General features: G+C 48.3%; 18 protein-coding genes and 1 pseudogene. 3 read left to right on the top strand and 16 right to left on the bottom strand.

The genetic code is table 11. The annotated features are described in order from the left end of the window. Nucleotides 1-14 precede the first annotated feature (14 nt). The 11 genes and pseudogenes from bamD to D368_RS03195 all read right to left on the bottom strand — a co-directional run bounded on the left by bamD (nt 15) and on the right by D368_RS03195 (nt 11,906). Nucleotides 15-1,217, bottom strand: coding sequence for a bacillomycin D biosynthesis malonyl-CoA transacylase BamD (gene bamD / locus D368_RS03250; RefSeq protein WP_101563068.1), 1,203 nt, complete (start codon nt 1,215-1,217; stop codon nt 15-17). A gap of 557 nt (nt 1,218-1,774) precedes the next feature. Then, the gene (locus D368_RS03240; protein ID WP_070081905.1) at nt 1,775-2,560 is read right to left on the bottom strand and encodes a 3-hydroxybutyrate dehydrogenase; all 786 of its coding nucleotides are present in this window, start codon (nt 2,558-2,560) and stop codon (nt 1,775-1,777) included. Nucleotides 2,561-2,572: 12 nt separating this feature from the next. After that, on the bottom strand, nt 2,573-3,235 hold the full coding sequence (locus D368_RS03235; protein ID WP_007410136.1) for a CoA transferase subunit B: 663 nt from the start codon (nt 3,233-3,235) through the stop codon (nt 2,573-2,575). Nucleotides 3,236-3,252: 17 nt separating this feature from the next. Next, complete coding sequence (locus D368_RS03230) at nt 3,253-3,954, bottom strand: CoA transferase subunit A (RefSeq protein WP_079004867.1); 702 nt, start codon at nt 3,952-3,954, stop codon at nt 3,253-3,255. 24 nt (nt 3,955-3,978) lie between these two features. After that, nucleotides 3,979-5,424 carry a GntP family permease gene (locus tag D368_RS03225; RefSeq protein ID WP_128574556.1) on the bottom strand — a complete coding sequence of 482 codons (1,446 nt, stop codon included), beginning with the start codon at nt 5,422-5,424 and terminating at the stop codon, nt 3,979-3,981. Nucleotides 5,425-5,725: 301 nt separating this feature from the next. Then, nucleotides 5,726-6,922, bottom strand: a complete 1,197-nt coding sequence (locus D368_RS03220) for a cytochrome P450 (protein WP_071391759.1) — start codon at nt 6,920-6,922, stop codon at nt 5,726-5,728. 1 nt (nt 6,923) lies between these two features. Next, nucleotides 6,924-7,942: pseudogene (gene bioB / locus D368_RS03215) on the bottom strand (biotin synthase BioB). Nucleotides 7,943-7,944: 2 nt separating this feature from the next. Then, a complete protein-coding gene (gene bioD / locus D368_RS03210; protein ID WP_071391757.1) occupies nt 7,945-8,646 on the bottom strand; it encodes a dethiobiotin synthase in 702 nt (233 codons plus the stop codon). Continuing rightward, entirely contained in the window at nt 8,643-9,803 is a 1,161-nt protein-coding gene (gene bioF, locus D368_RS03205; protein ID WP_071391756.1) for an 8-amino-7-oxononanoate synthase, read from the bottom strand. Before bioF ends, bioD begins: the two co-directional genes overlap by 4 nt. Next, nucleotides 9,793-11,139, bottom strand: coding sequence for an adenosylmethionine--8-amino-7-oxononanoate transaminase (gene bioA / locus D368_RS03200; RefSeq protein WP_071391755.1), 1,347 nt, complete (start codon nt 11,137-11,139; stop codon nt 9,793-9,795). Before bioA ends, bioF begins: the two co-directional genes overlap by 11 nt. Then, the gene (locus D368_RS03195; RefSeq protein WP_071391754.1) at nt 11,136-11,906 is read right to left on the bottom strand and encodes a 6-carboxyhexanoate--CoA ligase; all 771 of its coding nucleotides are present in this window, start codon (nt 11,904-11,906) and stop codon (nt 11,136-11,138) included. Before D368_RS03195 ends, bioA begins: the two co-directional genes overlap by 4 nt. A 278-nt stretch (nt 11,907-12,184) precedes the next feature. Here D368_RS03195 and D368_RS03190 point away from each other — a divergent pair, with 278 nt between their 5' ends. The 3 genes from D368_RS03190 to uptA all read left to right on the top strand — a co-directional run bounded on the left by D368_RS03190 (nt 12,185) and on the right by uptA (nt 14,158). Further along, a complete protein-coding gene (locus tag D368_RS03190) occupies nt 12,185-12,592 on the top strand; it encodes a GtrA family protein (RefSeq protein ID WP_101563070.1) in 408 nt (135 codons plus the stop codon). A 6-nt stretch (nt 12,593-12,598) separates the two neighbouring features. Continuing rightward, nucleotides 12,599-13,492: a UTP--glucose-1-phosphate uridylyltransferase GalU gene (gene galU, locus D368_RS03185; protein ID WP_101563071.1), complete on the top strand. Its 894-nt coding sequence runs from the start codon at nt 12,599-12,601 to the stop codon at nt 13,490-13,492. A gap of 75 nt (nt 13,493-13,567) precedes the next feature. Then, nucleotides 13,568-14,158 (top strand): undecaprenyl phosphate transporter UptA, encoded by a 591-nt coding sequence (gene uptA, locus D368_RS03180; RefSeq protein ID WP_007410125.1) that lies wholly within the window; start codon nt 13,568-13,570, stop codon nt 14,156-14,158. A gap of 54 nt (nt 14,159-14,212) precedes the next feature. On the opposite strand, the gene D368_RS03175 is transcribed toward uptA, so the two are convergent. Genes D368_RS03175 through D368_RS03155 form a run of 5 tightly spaced genes read right to left on the bottom strand, consistent with a single transcriptional unit; the run spans nt 14,213 to nt 19,025 of the window. Then, nucleotides 14,213-15,742: an acyl-CoA carboxylase subunit beta gene (locus D368_RS03175; RefSeq protein WP_007410124.1), complete on the bottom strand. Its 1,530-nt coding sequence runs from the start codon at nt 15,740-15,742 to the stop codon at nt 14,213-14,215. Then, nucleotides 15,699-16,538, bottom strand: coding sequence for an enoyl-CoA hydratase (locus tag D368_RS03170; protein WP_128574555.1), 840 nt, complete (start codon nt 16,536-16,538; stop codon nt 15,699-15,701). The genes D368_RS03175 and D368_RS03170 overlap by 44 nt, the downstream gene beginning before the upstream one ends. Before the next feature lie 13 nt (nt 16,539-16,551). Further along, nucleotides 16,552-17,451: a hydroxymethylglutaryl-CoA lyase gene (locus D368_RS03165; protein ID WP_128574554.1), complete on the bottom strand. Its 900-nt coding sequence runs from the start codon at nt 17,449-17,451 to the stop codon at nt 16,552-16,554. 15 nt (nt 17,452-17,466) lie between these two features. Next, on the bottom strand, nt 17,467-17,679 hold the full coding sequence (locus tag D368_RS03160; protein WP_007410121.1) for an acetyl-CoA carboxylase biotin carboxyl carrier protein subunit: 213 nt from the start codon (nt 17,677-17,679) through the stop codon (nt 17,467-17,469). Continuing rightward, entirely contained in the window at nt 17,676-19,025 is a 1,350-nt protein-coding gene (locus D368_RS03155; RefSeq protein ID WP_128574553.1) for an acetyl-CoA carboxylase biotin carboxylase subunit, read from the bottom strand. The genes D368_RS03160 and D368_RS03155 overlap by 4 nt, the downstream gene beginning before the upstream one ends. Nucleotides 19,026-19,033 lie beyond the last annotated feature (8 nt).

Below are 19,033 nucleotides of genomic sequence, written 5' to 3'. Positions count from 1 at the left end.
CCCTCCTGGGCGCTTTATTTTAAAATCCGCAATTCTTCCCAAGCCGGAAGCTGTTTAGCTTCACAAATTAATTTGCATAAATGGATCGAATGTTCGAGTTCTTGTTCTGAAAGCACGTCTTCATGCTTTTTCATTCTCTCTTTCAGCTCTTGGATTTGCGTAAATAATGGCGTCGTCATATTGGAATAAGCCGCTGAATCCTTGTTGTAATTGCGCGCAATGACGGATTGAATCATCAATTTATTCAGTTGTTTTTTGCGTAAACGGACAATATGTTTCTTTCTTTCCGCTGAATTGGAAAGCAAGTGAACATCAGATGTCTGTCCTAAGGGATAAGGTACAATGTGATTCGTTGTTTTTCTCAGCAGACCGGCTAAGACATTGTTCGGACCCATTTCGATGACTTCTGTGACTCCGTGTAAAAGCAAGTAATGCATCGATTCCGTCCATCTTACCGGCATCGTCATGTGCTGCTTGAGATGTTCGCTGATCGAATTTCCGCTGCTGTAAGGGCGTGCGGTGACATTTGAAATGATCGGCCATGCGGCATCCCGGAAGGAATACCGGTGTAATACAGTCTGGAATTGTTCAGATGCTGATCGTATCAGCGAACTGTGAAAAGGCGCACTGACATTCAAATAAGTGTATGCCGCTCCCTTTTCCTCCGCCATCTTGATGACACGTTCCACAGCTTGCCGGTGTCCGGAAATCACATGCTGCTGTTCTGAATTCATGCAGGCTACTCCTGCCGGAAAGTCTTCCGTCGACACTTTCGAACATATTTCCTGCAACGTTTGAAGAGAGAGGTGAGTCACGGCGGCCATCGTCCCCTGCTGCTGAGGATCCGCATTTTGCATAAGAATTCCCCGCTGCCTTACAAGTGTAACGGCATCCTGAAAAGAAAGGGCGCCGGCACAGACAAGCGCTGAATATTCGCCTAAGCTATGGCCTGCCAGGAAGCGGGGCTTCACCCCTATTTCCTGCATATACACTTGAAAAGCAATAACACTGACCGTTAAAATAGCGGGCTGCGCGTTCATTGTCTTTGTCAATTCATTCATATCTCCGTTAAAACACAGTTTTTTTACATCCAAGGAGATCGCATCGCTCGCTTCTTCAAACAATCTCTTTGCGAGCACAAAATCATTCCAAAATTGTTTGCCCATTCCTACAAATTGAGACCCTTGTCCAGGAAATAAAAAGGCAAGATTGTTCATGAGATTCCTCCGATCATATTGAACAGAAATACAATATCCTACAAATTATCCCTTTATATAACATCCTAGCATGATTATAACAAATGTGTATAGAATACTTTCGGAGGAGTTATTGTTCGATTTTACAAACGAATTAGATATATTTATTCATAAAATAAAACATGGGGGTTTCACCGAAAATCAGTCTTAAAGAGAGATGATGAAAAGCCGGAGTGGAGCCTGTTACCGGCTCTTCTTCACTTAGGACGAGCTCTTCATGTTTCATATGTTTTAGGGCTATTGGCATTATTGTGTCAGAAATTACATATTTTCTGTTTATTGTAAAAATTCATTTGTATATCTGTGAAGGATTGTAAACTGATGGCGTTTGATTATAAATTCGGTGCAAGAGATGGATCTGGTGAGGAAAATCTGCAAGGACAAAATACGCCGCAGAACATGTGAATGACCCAGCCCGGATACCGATTGACGCAGTAAATCGGCCTATTGAGTGAACAAGGTTTTCAGGCATAAAAAAACAGCCGTTCAGAGCGGCTGTTTTTTAAATAGTACAAGAACTATTGAGCGGTATACCCGCCGTCCATGACTACGGCCTGACCTGTGACCCCTTTTGCTTTGTCGCTGGCCAAAAATACGGCGTAATCAGCGATTTCCTTCACTGACAGCAGCCGTTTTTGGGGAACGAGCGGAAAGATGACGTCCTCAAGCACCCGCTCGTACGGTACATTCCTTGTTGCGGAAATGTCCTTTAACTGATTGCGGACAAGCTGAGTGTCCACATATCCCGGACAAAGCGCATTGACAGTAATGCCGTCAGCCGCGCCTTCAAGTGCGCCGACTTTCGTTAAACCGATGACGCCGTGCTTGGCGCTGTTATATGCCGCTTTCCCGTGAAAACCGATCAGCCCGTTGACAGACGCCATATTAATGATTCGTCCGAATTGCTGTTTTTTCATAATGGGGAATGCATGCTTCATTGCGATAAATGGCGCAGTCAGCATGACACGAATGAGCCGTTCAAACTGTTCGGTGGGAAATTCCTCGATGGGCGCGACATGCTGAATGCCCGCATTATTCACAAGGATATCGAGACGTCCGAATTGTTTCTCGACCGTCTGCAGCATGTCGGCCACTTGCTTTTCATTTGTTACATCGCATGTGATGCTGACTGCTTCACAGCCTTCATCTTTAAGTCCTGCCGCCGCTTCTTTCCCCGCTTGTTCGTTTACATCAGAGATGATGACGGCTGCTCCTTCACGGGCGAATTCTCTTGCAATTTCAAGCCCGATTCCTCCGGCTGCTCCTGTTACAACGGCTGTTTTTTCAATAAGCAATGAATCCATGGCGGCACCTCCTCATTTTGGTCTGACCCCGTTTTTTAACGACTGGCTGACAGTAAAATGACCTTCTGTTTTCTCAAAGACCTCCTCCATTGTTACACCTTCCTGCAGTTCGGTGAGCGTCATACGGCCATCATGAAAATCGAATACAGCCAAATCTGTGATCAGCCGATCGACCACCTGCCTGCCGGTTAAAGGCAGCGTACATTCCGTTCTCACTTTAGATTCCCCATATTTATTAACATGCTCCATAATGACAATAATCCGTTTTGCTCCGTGCACCAGGTCCATGGCGCCGCCCATTCCTTTGATCATTTTTCCGGGGATCATCCAGTTCGCCAAATCTCCCCGTTCGGACACTTCCATCCCGCCGAGAATCGCTACATCAATGTGGCCGCCGCGAATCATGGCAAAGGATTCGGCACTGTCAAAATACGAGGCTCCCTTTACCTCGGTAATGGTTTCTTTTCCCGCATTGATCAGATCGGGGTCCTCCGTTCCTTCCGCCGGATAAGGCCCGATCCCGAGCAAGCCGTTTTCAGACTGAAGCAGGACGTTATAATCATTCGGTATCTCATTGGCTACAAGCGTCGGCATCCCTATCCCCAAGTTCACATTCATTCCGTCCTTTATTTCCTTTACAGCCCGTTTGATCATTCGTTTTCTGCTATCTCTCATTCTGTCAGCCTCCTTTATCATGCTTGCCGGACGGTGCGGCGTTCAATCCGTTTTTCATGAATCCCGCCAAGCAGCACATGCTGCACAAAAATACCCGGCGTATGAATTTGATCCGGATCAAGCTCTCCGGCATCGACGATTTCTTCAGCCTCTGCAATCGTCACTTTGCCTGCCATTGCAGCGAGCGGATTGAAATTTCTCGCCGTCTTTCTGAACATCAGGTTGCCCAGAGGATCGGCTTTCCAGGCCTTTATGATGGCGGCGTTCCCTGTAATCCCTTTCTCCAGAAGATAGGTGCGCCCGTCAAATGTCTTATGTTCTTTTCCCTCGGCTACTGATGTTCCGACGCCCGCAGGTGTATAAAACGCCGGAATGCCCGCCCCTCCCGCGCGAATTCTTTCTGCGAGCGTTCCTTGGGGCACCAATTCGACTTCCAGCTCCCCGCTTAAAAACTGCCGTTCAAAGGTTTTGTTTTCTCCGACATAGGATGCGACCATTTTTTTGATCTGCCGGTTTGCAAGCAAGAGGCCTAACCCCCAATCATCAACACCGCAGTTATTACTGACAACGGTCAAGTTTTTCACGCCGCTGTCCCTGATCGCGAGAATTAATTGTTCCGGAATGCCGCACAGGCCGAAGCCTCCTGCGATGAGGGTGTCTCCGTCCTTGATCAGTGCAGCAGCATCTTTATAAGAGTCCATCACTTTTCCTTTTCCCATATTCGTTTCCCCTTTCTGTTTTGGCTACACAAGGCCCGTCAGACTGTAAATGGCGATGATGACAAACACAGCGGCTGTTTTAATGACGGTAATGGCAAAGATATCCCTGTAGGATTGGCGGTGGGTCAACCCGGTGACCGCGAGCAGCGTAATGACGGCGCCATTATGCGGAAGAGTGTCCATTCCGCCGGAGGCCATCGAAATCACCCGGTGCATGACCTCCGGCGGAATGTGGAATGTATTGATTGCTTCTGTATACGCTGCTGACATCGTGCTTAAAGCGATGCCCATTCCTCCTGATGCCGATCCTGTAATCCCGGCAAGCGCAGTGGTCGTCACCGATCCGTTGACGAGCGGATCAGTAAACGTCTGCGATATGCCGCTGCTGACCATTTTAAAGCCGGGAAGCGCCGCAATGATGCCGCCAAATCCGTATTCGGCTCCTGTATTCATCGACGCCAGCAAGGCACCCCCGATGCCCTCATTCAGTCCTTCTTTCAAATTGAAGAGCACTTTTTTCCAATCGAACAAAATCGTTGTCATGATTCCGATGAATAGTGCGAGTTCTACTGACCAGATCGCAGTGACGGAGGAAAGGTCAATCTTCCCGAACGCTTCTAAACCGAGCTGCGCAAAATCAAATCCGTCAGGGTACCAATGCGGGAGCCACATCGTGAAGCATTTGTTCATGACTCCCACAAGGATAAGCGGAACAAAGGCGAGCACTTGCCGCGCGGGGCTGGGTTCTGCCTCCTGCGGTAAAACAGGCGTATGTTTTTCATTAGCCAGACCTGAGGATTCCTCTGCAGCGGAAACCTCAGATTGAAATCCAGCATAGCCTTCTCCGGCATTGGCCGCTTTTTTGCGCCGGGATTCTAAATAAATCATTCCGGCCGTAAGCACAAATGCTGCACCAATCAGTCCGAGCCAGGGAGCGGCATAAATGTTTGTTTTAAAAAAAGCTGTCGGAATGACATTTTGAATTTGCGGTGTGCCGGGAAGCGCATCCATTGTAAAAGTAAAGGCGCCCAATGCAATCGTACCGGGTATCAGACGCTTGGGAATATCAGCTTTAATAAATAGGTTTTTAGCAAACGGATAAATGGCAAACACCGCTACGAAGAGACTGACGCCGCTGTACGTTAAAATCGCACCCATTAAGACGATGGCGAGAATGGCTCTTTTTGCTCCCACAAGCCTGACGATTGTTTTTGCAATCGACTCGGCGAGCCCGGATATTTCAACAACCTTGCCAAAAACGGCCCCTAAAAGAAATACGGGAAAATACAGCTTAATAAATCCTACCATCTTCTCCATAAATATATTCGAGAAGAAAGGAAGTACGAAGCTTGGATCTGTAAGAAGCACGGCAAACAGCGCACAAATCGGGGCGAATAAAATGACTGAAAAGCCCCGGTAAGCCGCAAACATCAGCATGCCTAATGCCAATAAAATAATAACAATGTCCACAAATCCCCCTCTTTTCTGCTCAATATTAGTAAGCGCTTACAAAAATCGAGAAAATAAAGCAAAAAACATGCCGGTTTTGCACAGTTTCTGAGGCTGGAAAAATGTGCATCACGGTGAATTTTCCGTTTTGGCGAGAGAAAAGGAGACCCTTTCTGCATGATATTGATTGGCTGAGCAGTGAGTTTTTTAGGGATAGTGAGATGGATCAGAGAGGATTTTTGCTTTATAAATATGTATTCTTTTTCTTTCATTTATTTCCTGCAAGAGGAACCGATAAAATCCGGCCCTCCTGCATGCTCATTCAGCCAAGGACAACCGGAAGCTCTTTGAGCGATCTAAAACCAATGAGCTTGCGGTATTCAAGGCGGTGTGCGGCCAGCCGAAGCTTAGGCATCCGCTCAAACAGTGTGAGAATTGCAATTTGTGCTTCGATGCGCGCTAATGAGGAGCCTATGCAAAAATGGGCGTTTTTTCCGAATGCAAGATGCGGATTCGGTTTTCTTCGGATGTCCATTTTATGAGGCTGATCGAATATGCTTGGATCGCGATTGGCCGCTCCTAAAAAGATGTATACCTGCTCTCCTTTTTTTATGGTTTTTCCATTTATTTCACAGTCTTCTGAAGCGGTGCGTGCCGTCAGCTGCGCGGGGCTGTCGTAGCGCAGACATTCCTCGACAGCAGTTTCAATAAGCGAGGGGTTTTCTCTCAGTGCGCTAAGCTGTTCAGTGTGTTTCAATAAAGTAAACACACCGTTGCTCATGAGGTTTACCGTCGTCTCGTGTCCGGCTATGACAAGTAAGATACATGTCGCGAGCACTTCGTCTTTTGAAAGCTGTTTCCCCATGATAAACCTGCTGATTAAGTCTTCCTGAGGATGTGCTTTCCGCTCGTGAATCAAATCTCTGAAATATGCAGTCAGCCTGCCTGCGGTGTCGCTTGCTCTGACTAACGTCTTTCTTGACCGGGTAAGATCAATGGCCTGAATGACGTCTGCCGTCCATTGTCTGAATTGATATCTCTCCTCTTTCGGCACTCCGAGTATCTCCGCAATGATGAGGCTTGCCAATGGAAAGGCAAACTCTGAAACAAGGTCTGCGGTTTTTTTGTTTTGGATTTGATCCAACAAGTCATGAACCGTTTCTTTTATACAGGGGCGAAGTGATTCCGCCGTCTTTGCGGTAAATTCTTTACCTATAAGCATCCGCATCCGCTTATGGTCTGATTGATTTTTAAATAACAGCATATCGTGCTGGATATGCGTTAAATTTTGATATTTCGTTGAAGCTTCCGGAAGAGGAATGCGGTTTTTAAATCGGGTGTCTTTCAGAATCGATACCGCTTCTTTGTACCCGGTGACATACCAGCCCGGATATTTTAATACGGTTCCTTTATAAACAGGATCAATGGATCGCAGTTTTTCATAAAACGGGTAAGGGTCATTCCAAAAATCCGAATCCGCATGGAGAGACGGATGTGCACTTGATAGGTCCGCCGTCATCTTATACCTCCGTATTGCAGGCGGATTGCAGGCCGGCTTTCATTTCTTCAACGGATTCGACTTCAAACCCTAAATCATGGAGCATTTGATGATCCTCTGTTTCATGCTGCCCTGCTGTCGTTAAGTAATCTCCGACGAAAATCGAATTTGCGGCGTAAAGTCCCAGCGGCTGCAGCGAACGAAGGTTGACTTCCCGGCCTCCTGAGATACGGATTTCTTTTGACGGATTGATAAAACGGAACAAGGCCAGCACTTTCAGGCAATACACCGGATGTAATTCGCTTACCCCTTCTAACGGAGTTCCGTCAATCGCATGCAGAAAATTAACCGGGATGCTGTCGGCGTCAAGCGCTTTTAAGCTGTTCGCCATATCAATGACGTCCTGTTTCGTTTCTTTCATGCCGACGATGACACCCGAACAAGGCGACATCCCCGATTGTTTCGCCGTTTCCACCGTATTGACCCTGTCGTCATACGTGTGGGAAGTCGTAATGTTTGAGTGATTCCTTTGTGATGTATTGATGTTATGATTGTACCGGTCTACTCCTGCCTGTTTCAGGCGCTCTGCCTGTTCCGGCTTCAGCAGACCGAGGCATGCGCAGATTTTTAAACCGTACGTTTCTTTAATTTCTTTGACAGCATCAACAACTTGATCTACTTCTCTGTTCGACGGTCCCCGCCCGCTGGCGACGATGCAGTATGTCCCTATATTCAGGTCATGGGCGCGTTTTGCCCCCTTAAGCAATATATGCTTATCCACCATCCGATAAGACTTGATCGGCGCTTTTGATATTGAAGATTGTGAACAGTACCCGCAATTTTCCGGACACAGGCCTGATTTTGCATTCATAATCATATTCAGCTTTACTTTTTTCCGTAAAATCGTTTTCTGATATGAAAAGCGGCATGCATCAGCAATAAAAGATCCTCATCAGGACAATTTAAAATGGCCAGCGCTTCTTGATTCGTTACTTCCGTCCCGTCCAGCACTCTCTCTGCAAGATCCATCCATTGATTCATGTTTATCTCCCCATTTGTGTCAGATTCATGAAAGAGGAAACATCTATATGTTTCTCAATCATGTGTTGAACGTTTTCCGGTGAAACGAGATCCAGCTTCGGTGTGATTCCCAAAATCGGAACTTTGCATAATGTTTCAATCATGCTCGGGTTTGTCTTCTCGTCCAGCCCCGGCCGGCTCTTTACGCCGTTGATCATAATGCCGAGAACCTCTATCCCCATGTTTTTCGCATATTCAACGGTTAAATATGTGTGGTTGATGGTTCCGAGATCAGGCCTGGCGACAATCACTGCCGGCAATTCCAAGGCTTTTATCAGATCACTGACTAAGTAATTTTCACCAAGCGGAACGGAAATGCCGCCTGCCCCCTCGACGATGAAACACTCATGACGATTTTTGATCTTACTCCAGTGGGCCATGACTTCCTCCATGCTCACGCATTTCCCCTCAAGCATGGCGGCCGTGTACGGCGCAAGCGGCTCTTTCCATTCAAATGGCGTAATTTCTTCATGAGACAGTGCGGTTTGTGACATGTTTTTCAACAGCGAGGTGTCACTTTCCGGATGAGTCCGCGGCACGCCGCTTAAAAACGGCTTAAACACTCCGATATCCGCCTGTTTCTGCCTGAATGCCGCGGCAAGTCCGCAAGAAACGATGGTTTTTCCGACGCCGGTATCTGTTCCTGTGACAAAAAAACTTCTCATTTGTTTATATTCAGCTCTTTTCTAATGGAATCAAATGCTTCTGTCAGCTCGTCTATGTCCTGTAAGCTGCGATCCGCCGTAACGGTCAGCCTGATTCTGCTTTCGCCTTCCGGAACGGCGGGCGGGCGGATGGCCGGGGCGCAGATTCCCTTTTTCTCAAGCAGCGCAGCGGCTGAAACCGTTGTTTTTGCATCACCGATGATAACGGGGATAATCGGTGTATCCCCGCCTCTTACGATAAAGCCCATATCGGCCAGACGCGTTTTTATCTTTTTGACAGACGACTGCAGCTCACGGCGCGTATCGTGCATATCTGATATGAGGTCAAGTGCCGTATGCGAAGCCGCACAAATTGACGGCGGGAGGGCCGTCTGAAAAATAAACGTCCTCGCCTGATTCAGCAAAAAATCAATGAAAATGTTTGATCCCGCGGCAAAACCGCCTTCCGTTCCTACTGCTTTGCTTAATGTGCCGATGACAACATCAGGACAAACACCGAAATAGTCACTGGTTCCCCCGCCGTTTTCCCCGAGTACACCGGTTGCATGCGCGTCATCTGCTATCACAAATGCCTGGTACTGATTTGCAAGCGCCATTATTCGGTCAAGAGGCGCAATTGTGCCGTCCATGCTGAAAACGCCGTCTGTGACGATAAAGCGGCGGTTCCGAGTCTGGACGGAGGCAAGTTTTTTCTCAAGATCAGCCATATCAATATGGCGGTACACGATGGTTTCCGCTTTTGATAAACGGCAGCCGTCAACAATGCTCGCATGGTTCAGTTGATCGCTTAAAATGACATCGCCTTTTTGAGGCAGTGAGGCAAGCACGCCGATATTCGCCAAGTAACCGCTGGAAAATAATAAAGCCGCTTCCGTCTGTTTAAAGTCCGCGATTGTTTGTTCAAGTTTTTCGTGCCACACAGTATTTCCTGTCGTTAACCGTGAGCCGCCGCTTCCCGCTCCGAACCGGCTCAGCGCTGTTTGCGCGGCTGTGATCAGCCGTTCATCTTTTGACAGGCCTAAATAGTCATTGGACGCCCAGGTCTGCCGCTTTTGCCCCTTGGTTTTAAGAGCGGTTTCCTGTGTTCGCAGCGTCCGATACAGCCCGTCTCTTTTCACCGCATCGAGCCTTCCGAGGAGCCATCCGTCAAAATCCACGGCCGGTCACCTCGGCTATCGCTTCTTTCATAATGGATATCATGGCTTGTAACTGATCGGTTGTGCTGGCAAGCGGCGGCAGAAAGGCGATGACGTCTCCGAGCGGCCGTGTCAGCATACCCAGCTCTCTCATTTTCAAGGACACCTTGTATCCCATCCGCTTTTCAGGCGGATAAGGCTGTTTCGTCTCTTTATCCCGCACAAGCTCTATGCCGCACATCAAACCGAGCTGGCGGACATCGCCGACATGAGGAAACTGCTTCAGATCATGAAGAAATTTCGCTGCCGTTTTTGATTTTTCGGCGACTCGTTCAACGATGCGCTCTGATTCGAATAAACGCAGATTTTCAATTGCCGCGGCACAGCCAAGCTGATTTCCTGTATAGGAATGGCCGTGGAAAAATGTTTTCATTTTGTCGTAGTCATCGTAGAAGGCTTCATAAATGGCTTCTGTGGCAAACGTCACAGCGATCGGCAAATAGCCTCCCGTAATGCCTTTCCCTGCCGCCATCAAGTCCGGCTGGACATTTTCATGCTCGCAGGCAAACATTTTTCCGGTGCGGCCGAACCCCGTCGCCACTTCGTCAACGATCATTAACACATCATATGCCGTACACAGCTTTCGTACGCCTGCCAGAAAGCCTTCAGGCATGACGATCATCCCGGATGCGCCTTGCACCATCGATTCAATCGTAAGTGCGGCAATCTCTTCGTGGTGCTTTGCAAGCAGCTGTTCGAGCGCGTGAAGGCATTCATCCCGGCACTGTACGGGGTCGCCGCTTTCAGATCTGTATACATAAGGAATCGGGGCTTTGTAGCTTTCAAACATCAGCGGGCCGTACACATGGTGGAAGAGTTCAATGGAGCCGACGCTGACGGCTCCGATCGTATCGCCGTGATAGCCGTTCTGCATCGAAATAAACGTCTGCTTCTTAGGTCTCCCTACGTTTTTCCAGTATTGAAAGGCCATTTTCAGAGCGATTTCCATTGCTTCCGCTCCGCTGTCGGAGTAAAAAACGCGCGTCAGCTTTTCCGGTGTGATGCCCGTCAGCATCTCGGCAAGTTCTGTTGCGGGAACGTTTGTCATACCCAGCAAAGTCGAATGAGCGATTTTTTCAAGCTGTTTTTGAATCGCTTCATCCATTTCTTTTTTGCGGTGGCCGTGTACATTGAGCCATACTGAAGAAAAGCCGTCATAATATTCTTTGCCGCTGATGTCTTTCAGCATGATCCCGTTTCCGCTTTCAATGATTAACGGATCTTCATCGTAATCTTTCATTTGTGTGAAAGGCAGCCAAAGATGCTGTTTGCTTTTTTCAATCATTGATTGTTTCATATGTTCTCCTCCCGCTGAATGAATACAGGCTGCTTCTCTAAAAAATGGATACAGCTCTCCGCATCTATGGAGCCATCAGTAAAGAAAACCCGGCATCCGCTTTCATCTCCGGCATTCTTCATCTTGGCAATCCGCTGATATCCCAGCTTCTTTGCGGCAACGTAGCCTGTTATGTAATCAGGGTCATCTGACCAGCACAATTCGGCAATAATTCCCGGATGTGCGCAAACTTTTGCCGCGATGGCATGTGCTTCCTTTATTCGTGAATTTTCCGGCATGTTGTGAGTAAAAGCCCATTTTTGAAAATCGTGTGACGGCCAATCCACTCGGGATACCCGCACACCTCTATTCCCTCTGCAGTCAATGCGTTTTCCTGCCCGGATATCAAACAGGACCGCTCCTCTTGCTTCTGCATATTCCGAAATGTTTTCGTACGCTTTCTCGATCATGTGCGGAGGAATCCCCGCCTTTTGCAGAAGCTTGCGGGCGATTGCTTGTCCTTTTTCCGGCGTGTCTGTTTGATGGAGGGCAACCGGCAAAGGGCGGATCGTTTCGATCGGTTCATGAACGCTTTCAAGCTGAATCTGCATAAAATCAGGTATCCCTCTTGAGTGTGAGAAGCCTTTATGTAATAAGCCATCTACCGCTTCCTGTAAACCGCTGTAAGTGATGAGCCGTTCTCCGCCGGAAATGTGTTTTCCGCCCTGCTCATGGGGGGCGTTTCGGGAAGCTCTCATTCTGACGCTGTAATAGGTCTCTTCCCGCATGAAATCTCCCTCCTTTCTTTTACTTTGAAATTTAATGTTAACCAAAATAAAAAAATGTTAACACTTATACATAATATTAGTGTTTCACGCTTAATATGTCAACCTAAACTATCGAACTGTTAACTTAGTGGGTTTTACAAAGCCTCATTACGTTTTCATGTTTTGTTCATATTTTAGTAATTGTTTATTCAACACTGTCCGCTAAAGTAATCCATATCAACAAATAGGACAGCGATCCGCATCTTACTTATGAAGGGAGGTCAAAACCGGATGCCGTTATGCTGAAAGAAAAAGTAAAGACAGCAGGCCGTTTTTGCACCGTGGGCGCCGGCAATACGCTGATCGATTTTGGTGTCTTCTTTCTTCTCGCCGCTTGCCATGTCCCCTATCTGCCGGCGCAGATCTGCTCCTATTCGGCAGGGATCATCAACAGCTATGTGTGGAACCGGAAGTGGACGTTTCGTGTAAAGCGCAAGGCTGACGGGAAAGAGATCGTGCGCTTTCTCATCATTAATCTTGCCGCGTCGGGAATCACCTTTTTGCTGCTGTACGCGTTTCAAAAAGGCGGCTGTTCGCTTTTGGTGAGTAAGCTCGCCGCCACTATCGGCGGAATGATGATGAATTTTATCGGAAACCGAATCTGGGTATTTGGAGATTCGCTGAAAAACATACAGGATCAGGAGTGAAGATGAATGAGAAAAAAAGTGAGAAAAGCGGTCATCCCCGCAGCGGGTTTAGGAACGAGATTTCTGCCGGCGACAAAGGCGCAGCCGAAAGAAATGCTGCCGATCGTCGACAAACCGGCCATCCAGTACATTGTCGAAGAAGCAAGAGAGTCAGGAATTGAAGATATACTGATTATTACAGGGAGAAACAAACGCTCGATTGAAGATCATTTTGACCGGTCGGCGGAGTTGGAAATCAATCTTGAGGAAAAAGGCAAGTCAGAGACGCTGAAGGAAATGCAGCGGATTGCCGATTTGGCCAATATTCATTACATCCGTCAGAAAGAACCGCTCGGACTAGGCCATGCGGTGCTGTGTGCGGAGCATTTTATCGGAGATGAGCCTTTTGCCGTTCTCTTAGGTGATGATATTATGGTATCTGACACTCCCGCTCTTTCACAGCTCATAGACGTCTATAACCAACACGGCACAGAAACGATCGGCGTACAGCCCGTCGATCCTGCTGATGTCAGCAAATATGGTATTATACAGACGGGGCGGCAGAGCGGTCATGTGTACCGGGTTGAGGATCTGATTGAGAAACCGGCCGTTGAAAAGGCGCCCTCTCATATTGCGGTGATGGGCCGCTACATATTAACCCCTGCCATTTTTAAAACGCTGAAGACGATCGGAAGAGGCGCGGGCAACGAAATCCAATTGACAGACGCGCTGCGCGAAGTATGCCGCACCCGAAGCATTTACGCGCGGGAGCTTGAAGGAAGCCGGTTTGATATAGGAGATAAGTTCGGCTGTTTTAAGGCCGGCACGGAGATCGGGCTTCTGCGGGAAGAAATGAGACCGAAACTTTTAGCTTATTTAGAAGAGGTGTTAAAAAGAGAATCTGAAGAAATCGTGCGTTAAAAAATAATTTGTAACCATTTTGCTTGTCAATCAGTCATATAATTGGGTAAAAAGATAAAGAGGTTGTGAAACAGTGTGGGCAATTTTATTAGTGAAATATTATCCTGGCTGACAAGTATGGGCTATTTAGGGATTGCGCTCGGATTAATGATCGAAATCATTCCGAGTGAAATCGTTCTGGCTTACGGAGGCTATATGGTGTCAGAAGGCACGATCAGCTTTATCGGCGCCATTGTCGCCGGTGTGATTGGGGGAACGATCGCGCAGTGCTTTATTTACTGGATCGCCCGTTATGGGGGACGGCCGTTTTTGGACAAGTACGGCAAGTACTTACTTCTGAAAAAGCATCATGTTGATGTTGCGGAAAACTGGTTTCGCCGTTACGGCGCCGGCGTTGTGTTCTCGGCGCGGTTTATCCCGGTCGTCAGACATGCGATTTCCATCCCGGCCGGCCTTGCGAAAATGCCTCTTTCCAAGTTTGTCATATTGACGACGCTTGCCATTATTCCGTGGTCTGTCATTTTCGTTTATCTCGGGTATCAGCTCGGGGGACAGTGGAAAGACGTAGACAGCTATGCCGGAATGTATACAACTCCGATCATTATATTGGCTCTCGTATTTATTGTTGTTTATTTTGTTGTGAAGAAAATGAGATCAAGACTGTGAAAAAAGACTGCATAAGAACGGCTGCCGAGCCGGATCTATGCAGTCTTTTTTTATTTATACCGGATATACGGGGTGTTTCCGGTGTGTGAATGTCAGTTGTTTGGACATGTAAGCAGTGAGGCGTTTATTGAGTTCTTCCCGCAAGGAATCAGCAGGAACAATGCCGTCAATCACCATTTCAGAGGCAAGCCGGTAAAGGTTAATATCTTCCTTATATTCATCACGCTTTTCTTGAATAAAAGCCGGCCTTTCTTCAGGGGCCAGCTCGCTGATTTTGTTTGCGTAGACCGCATTCACCGCTGCTTCAGGACCCATTACGGCAATTTGCGCAGTCGGAAGCGCTAAACAGCAGTCCGGTTCAAAAGCAGGCCCCGCCATCGCGTATAATCCGGCACCGTAGGCTTTTCTGACGATAACGGAAAGCTTAGGAACAGTCGCTTCCGCCATTGCGGAGATCATTTTTGCGCCATGCCTGATGATGCCCGCCTGCTCAACCTTCGTTCCGATCATGAATCCGGGAATGTCTGCTAAAAACAGAAGCGGAATATGGAATGCGTCGCACAAAGCGATAAATTTTGCGGCTTTATCCGCCGAATCGAGAAATAAAACTCCGCCTTTGACACGCGGCTGATTGGCGATAATGCCGACCGGCTGTCCGTGAATTCTCGCAAGCCCCGTTATTAATTCCTGCGCAAATAACGGTTTAATCTCAAAAAACGAGTCTTCATCAATGACACGTTCAATTAAATCCATCATGTTGAACGGTGCGTTTTGATGTGCCGGGATGACATCTGAGAGCGGTTTTTCAAACGCTTTCGGGTTCTTAGATTTGTTGACGGGCGCTTTTTCAGTATAATTTGCCGGAAAGTAGCTGAGATATGTCTGCGCCATCATGATTGCTTCCTGTTCCGTCGGGGCGAGGAGATCACCGCAGCCTGATACGGAACAATGCATACGGGCGCCGCCCATTTCTTCAAGCGATACTTTCTCGCCGATCACCATTTCTGCCATGCGCGGGGAACCTAAGTACATGGATGCATTGCCTTCGACCATAATGACAATGTCGCAAAAGGCCGGAATGTAAGCGCCGCCCGCAGCGGAAGGACCGAACAATAAACAGATTTGCGGAATGCGGCCCGACAGCTTTACTTGATTATAAAAGATGCGGCCGGCTCCCCTTCTGCCCGGGAACATGTCGACCTGATCCGTAATTCTCGCACCTGCGGAATCGACTAAGTACAAGAGCGGACACTGAAGCTTTTCCGCCGTCTCCTGAATGCGGATGATTTTTTCCACCGTTTTCGCGCCCCACGAGCCCGCCTTTACGGTTGAGTCGTTTGCCATCACACAAACGGTTCTGCCGCCGATGGTTCCGATCCCGGTAACGACCCCGTCAGCCGGCAGTCCGTCTGACATGCACTCGGCGAAAAAAGCGTCTTCAACGGATATGCCGTCATCGAATAAAAGCTTCAGCCTGTCTCTTACAAAAAGTTTCCCCTTCTTTTCATTGCTTGCGTGATATTTCGCGGCTCCTCCCTTTTCAATCGTTTTGCTGCGTGTCTGCCGTTCTTTTTCGTAATCCATCCGAGTCCCTCCATGTTTTATTTTCCTTTGTATTCAGGGGGTCTTTTTCTTTAAAAGCGCGCAGGCCCTCTTCTCTGTCAAGTGTGGGGATGACTTGTTCATATGCTTTTCGTTCGATTTCGAGCCCTGTATTGAGATCTGTCTCCAGACCCTTGTTTATCGCGGATTTTGCTTGTCTGACGGCGATCGGTCCATTAGCGGCGATGCGGCCGGCCAGTGCTTTTGCTTTTTCCATAAGTTCATCGGCTTCACAAACATGCTCGATCAGCTTCATGTCTTTTCCCTCTTCGGCAGAAAGCCTTCGGCCGGTATAGATCAATTCTTTTGCCGCGCCGGGACCGATAAGCCGGGGCAGTCTCTGCGTTCCGCCCGCCCCGGGAATGATTGCAAGCCCTGTTTCAGGAAGGCCGAGGCCCGCCCGGCTGACGGCTGTTCTGATATCGCAGGCGAGAGCGAGTTCAAGGCCTCCTCCGACAGCGGTTCCGTTCAGCGCTGCAATGACCGGCTGCGGGAGAGCTTCAATGGATGCAGCCGTTTCACCGATACGCCTGACGCTTTGCTTAACTTGTTCATGATTCATCCCCGCTCTCTCTTTTAAATCAGCGCCGGCGCAAAATGTGTTTCCGGAGCCGGTGAGAATGACACAGCGAATGGATGGCGAGTTTTTGATGTCTTCAATCACACGCTGTAAATGATCAATCATTTCTGATGACAGTGAGTTGGCCGCATGCGGGCGGTTCAGCGTGATCAGACCGATCGTTTCTTGACAGACGGAATACAAGACGCAATCTCCCATGGCTTCTCCTTTCTCATTTCGTTCTGAATGCCTGCAGGTTTCTGCTTGGCAGATCTTTGCCTATTTTATCCGCGATCCAGCCGGCGGCATAAAGAAGTTTATTCATGTCCGTCCCGGTATCAATCCCCATTTGTTCGAGCATATAAATGACGTCTTCTGTGGCGGCGTTTCCTGCTGATCCCGGAGCATACGGACAGCCGCCAAGCCCGCCTGAGGAAGTATCGAAGGATGTAATCCCCATATCAAGAGCGGGAATGATATTCGCTAGAGCCGTTCCTCTTGTATCATGGAAATGGAGTGCGATTTTTGAGGCGGGAATTCTCCGCAAAAGGGCTTCAAGCACGGCTATGACCTGCAAGGGGTTTGCCGCGCCGATTGTGTCGCCGAGCGATATTTCATCAACATCCATTTCGAGCAGGGTGTCTGACAGGCGGATGACTTGTTCGACCGGCACGTTCTGTTCGTACGGACAGCCGAACACAGTGGACAGATAAGCTCTCGTCGCCATTTTTTCAGCTTTTGCTTCAGTAATAACCCGCCTGAGCTCTTGAACGGTCCGGTCAATCGGTTTGTTTACGTTTTTTTGGTTATGGGTTTCGCTTGCAGATAAAAATACACAGGCCTGATCGATTCCGCCTTCTGCAGCATGCTCCAGTCCGATGAGGTTCGGAACGAGCGCCGCGTAGACCGTATGTTCAGATCTGGAAATGCCTTTTGCGACGTCCAGGCTGTCACGAAGAGCCGGAATCCATCTCGGATGCACGAATGATGTCACTTCGATATAGGGGAGGCCTGTTTTTGACAGCATATTGATCCACTCAATCTTATCTTCTGTATCCACCCACGCCGATTCATTCTGCAAGCCGTCACGCGGTCCTACTTCATTGATGCGGACATGTTTCGGACAGTTCATGCTGCACCTCCCGTTTTATTGAAGTTCAATCAGGACCTCTCCTTCATCAGTGAAATCACCTTCTGATTTTTTCACTTCTTTCACCGTACCCGCTGCATCAGCGATAATCGGAATTTCCATTTTCATAGATTCCAAGATGGCCACTTCCTGTCCTTCTTCAATGACATCACCGGGCTTCACATGAATTTTCCACAGGTTTCCTGCCATCTGAATTTTTATGACGCTCATTTTGACGCCCCCTCGTTCATTGTTTGTAAAAAACCGGTTGTTGCCTCACCCTTCTCAAACACTTCTGAATGGGCAATTTTTGTCAGCAGCGGAATGTTGGTTTTAATCCCTTCTACATGATATTCGCCAAGGGCGGTTTTCAGTTGTTCAATGGCCTGTTTTCTCGTATTCGCCGTGACGATCATTTTGGCAATCATCGGATCGTAAAACGGAGAAATGACGCTTCCCTTTTCGACGGCGCATTCGTGTCGCACTGATGGGTGTCTTAAAACGGAAAAAGACGAGATGGCACCGGGTGACGGGTAAAAGGTGACCGGATCTTCCGCATAGATCCGCACTTCTATCGCATGACCGCGGTGGTTGATATCTTTCTGCGAGAAAGTCAGCGCCTGCCCGGCGGCGATTTTCAGCTGTTCTTCCACAAGATCCAGTCCTGTAATTTCTTCTGTCACCGGATGCTCCACCTGCAGTCTTGTGTTCATCTCTAAAAAATAGATTTGTTTCTTTTGGTCGACGAGAAATTCTATTGTGCCTGCATTTTGGTAGCCGATCGATTTAGCGGCTTTAACGGCGGTTTCACCGAGTCTTTGTCTTAATTCATCGTCAACAAACGGCGACGGCGCTTCTTCTATCACTTTTTGGTGGCGCCTTTGTACTGAACAGTCACGTTCAAACAGATGAACGGTGTTTCCGAAAGAATCTGCGAGAATCTGAATTTCAATATGACGGGCATTTTCAATGACTTTTTCCATATACATTGCGCCGTCTCCGAAAAAGGATGCGGCCCGCTTTTGATTGCCTTCAAACGCTTTGGCCAGCTCTTCTTCTGAATGTACGATCTGCATGCCGATTCCGCCTCCCCCTGCAGACGCTTTCAGCATGACCGGAAAGCCGATGGCACGGGCTTCGGCTAAGGCGGAGTGAACATCGGGCAATGGCTCTGAAACACCGGGAACGATCGGGACCTTTGCTTTTTGCATCGTTTTTCGGGCCTCTATCTTGCTGCCCATCTTGGCGATGATATCACCGGGCGGGCCGATAAATGTGATTTGTTCCTTCCGGCAGCGTTCGGCGAACAGGCTGTTTTCTGACAGCAGCCCGTAGCCCGGATGAATGGCGTCCGCTCCGGCGGATTTGGCGGCTTCTATGATTCTGTCGATATGTAAATAGCTTTCATTTACTCTCGATTTACCGATCGGATAGGCCTCATCAGCCGCTTTTACATGCAGCGCGTCCCGGTCGGCTTCTGAATACACAGCTGCCGAGGGGATGCCGAGACGTTTGCAGGTGCGGATAATTCTTAAGGCGATTTCTCCTCTGTTGGCAATCAGGACTTTTTTAAACAAATGTGAAG

The organism is Paenibacillus lentimorbus NRRL B-30488 (genome assembly GCF_000411595.1).
GTDB classification, from domain to species: domain Bacteria; phylum Bacillota; class Bacilli; order Bacillales; family Bacillaceae; genus Bacillus; species Bacillus velezensis.
This window is presented reverse-complemented; position numbering and strand designations above follow the sequence as displayed.

What these genes read in the sequence shown, in the direction of transcription:
- D368_RS03170 (WP_128574555.1), bottom strand. Translation starts at nt 16,538, where the DNA reads ATGGGAGATTGCGTCTTGTATTCCGTCTGTCAAGAAACGATCGGTCTG.
- D368_RS03160 (WP_007410121.1), bottom strand. Translation starts at nt 17,679, where the DNA reads ATGAGCGTCATAAAAATTCAGATGGCAGGAAACCTGTGGAAAATTCAT.
- D368_RS03220 (WP_071391759.1), bottom strand. Translation starts at nt 6,922, where the DNA reads ATGACGGCGGACCTATCAAGTGCACATCCGTCTCTCCATGCGGATTCG.
- D368_RS03175 (WP_007410124.1), bottom strand. Translation starts at nt 15,742, where the DNA reads ATGGATTACGAAAAAGAACGGCAGACACGCAGCAAAACGATTGAAAAG.
- D368_RS03235 (WP_007410136.1), bottom strand. Translation starts at nt 3,235, where the DNA reads ATGAGAGATAGCAGAAAACGAATGATCAAACGGGCTGTAAAGGAAATA.
- D368_RS03165 (WP_128574554.1), bottom strand. Translation starts at nt 17,451, where the DNA reads ATGAACTGTCCGAAACATGTCCGCATCAATGAAGTAGGACCGCGTGAC.
- bioD (WP_071391757.1), bottom strand. Translation starts at nt 8,646, where the DNA reads ATGAGAAGTTTTTTTGTCACAGGAACAGATACCGGCGTCGGAAAAACC.
- D368_RS03195 (WP_071391754.1), bottom strand. Translation starts at nt 11,906, where the DNA reads ATGCGGGAAGAGACCTATTACAGCGTCAGAATGAGAGCTTCCCGAAAC.
- galU (WP_101563071.1), top strand. Translation starts at nt 12,599, where the DNA reads ATGAGAAAAAAAGTGAGAAAAGCGGTCATCCCCGCAGCGGGTTTAGGA.
- bamD (WP_101563068.1), bottom strand. Translation starts at nt 1,217, where the DNA reads ATGAACAATCTTGCCTTTTTATTTCCTGGACAAGGGTCTCAATTTGTA.
- D368_RS03230 (WP_079004867.1), bottom strand. Translation starts at nt 3,954, where the DNA reads ATGGGAAAAGGAAAAGTGATGGACTCTTATAAAGATGCTGCTGCACTG.
- D368_RS03190 (WP_101563070.1), top strand. Translation starts at nt 12,185, where the DNA reads ATGCTGAAAGAAAAAGTAAAGACAGCAGGCCGTTTTTGCACCGTGGGC.
- bioA (WP_071391755.1), bottom strand. Translation starts at nt 11,139, where the DNA reads ATGAAACAATCAATGATTGAAAAAAGCAAACAGCATCTTTGGCTGCCT.
- D368_RS03240 (WP_070081905.1), bottom strand. Translation starts at nt 2,560, where the DNA reads ATGGATTCATTGCTTATTGAAAAAACAGCCGTTGTAACAGGAGCAGCC.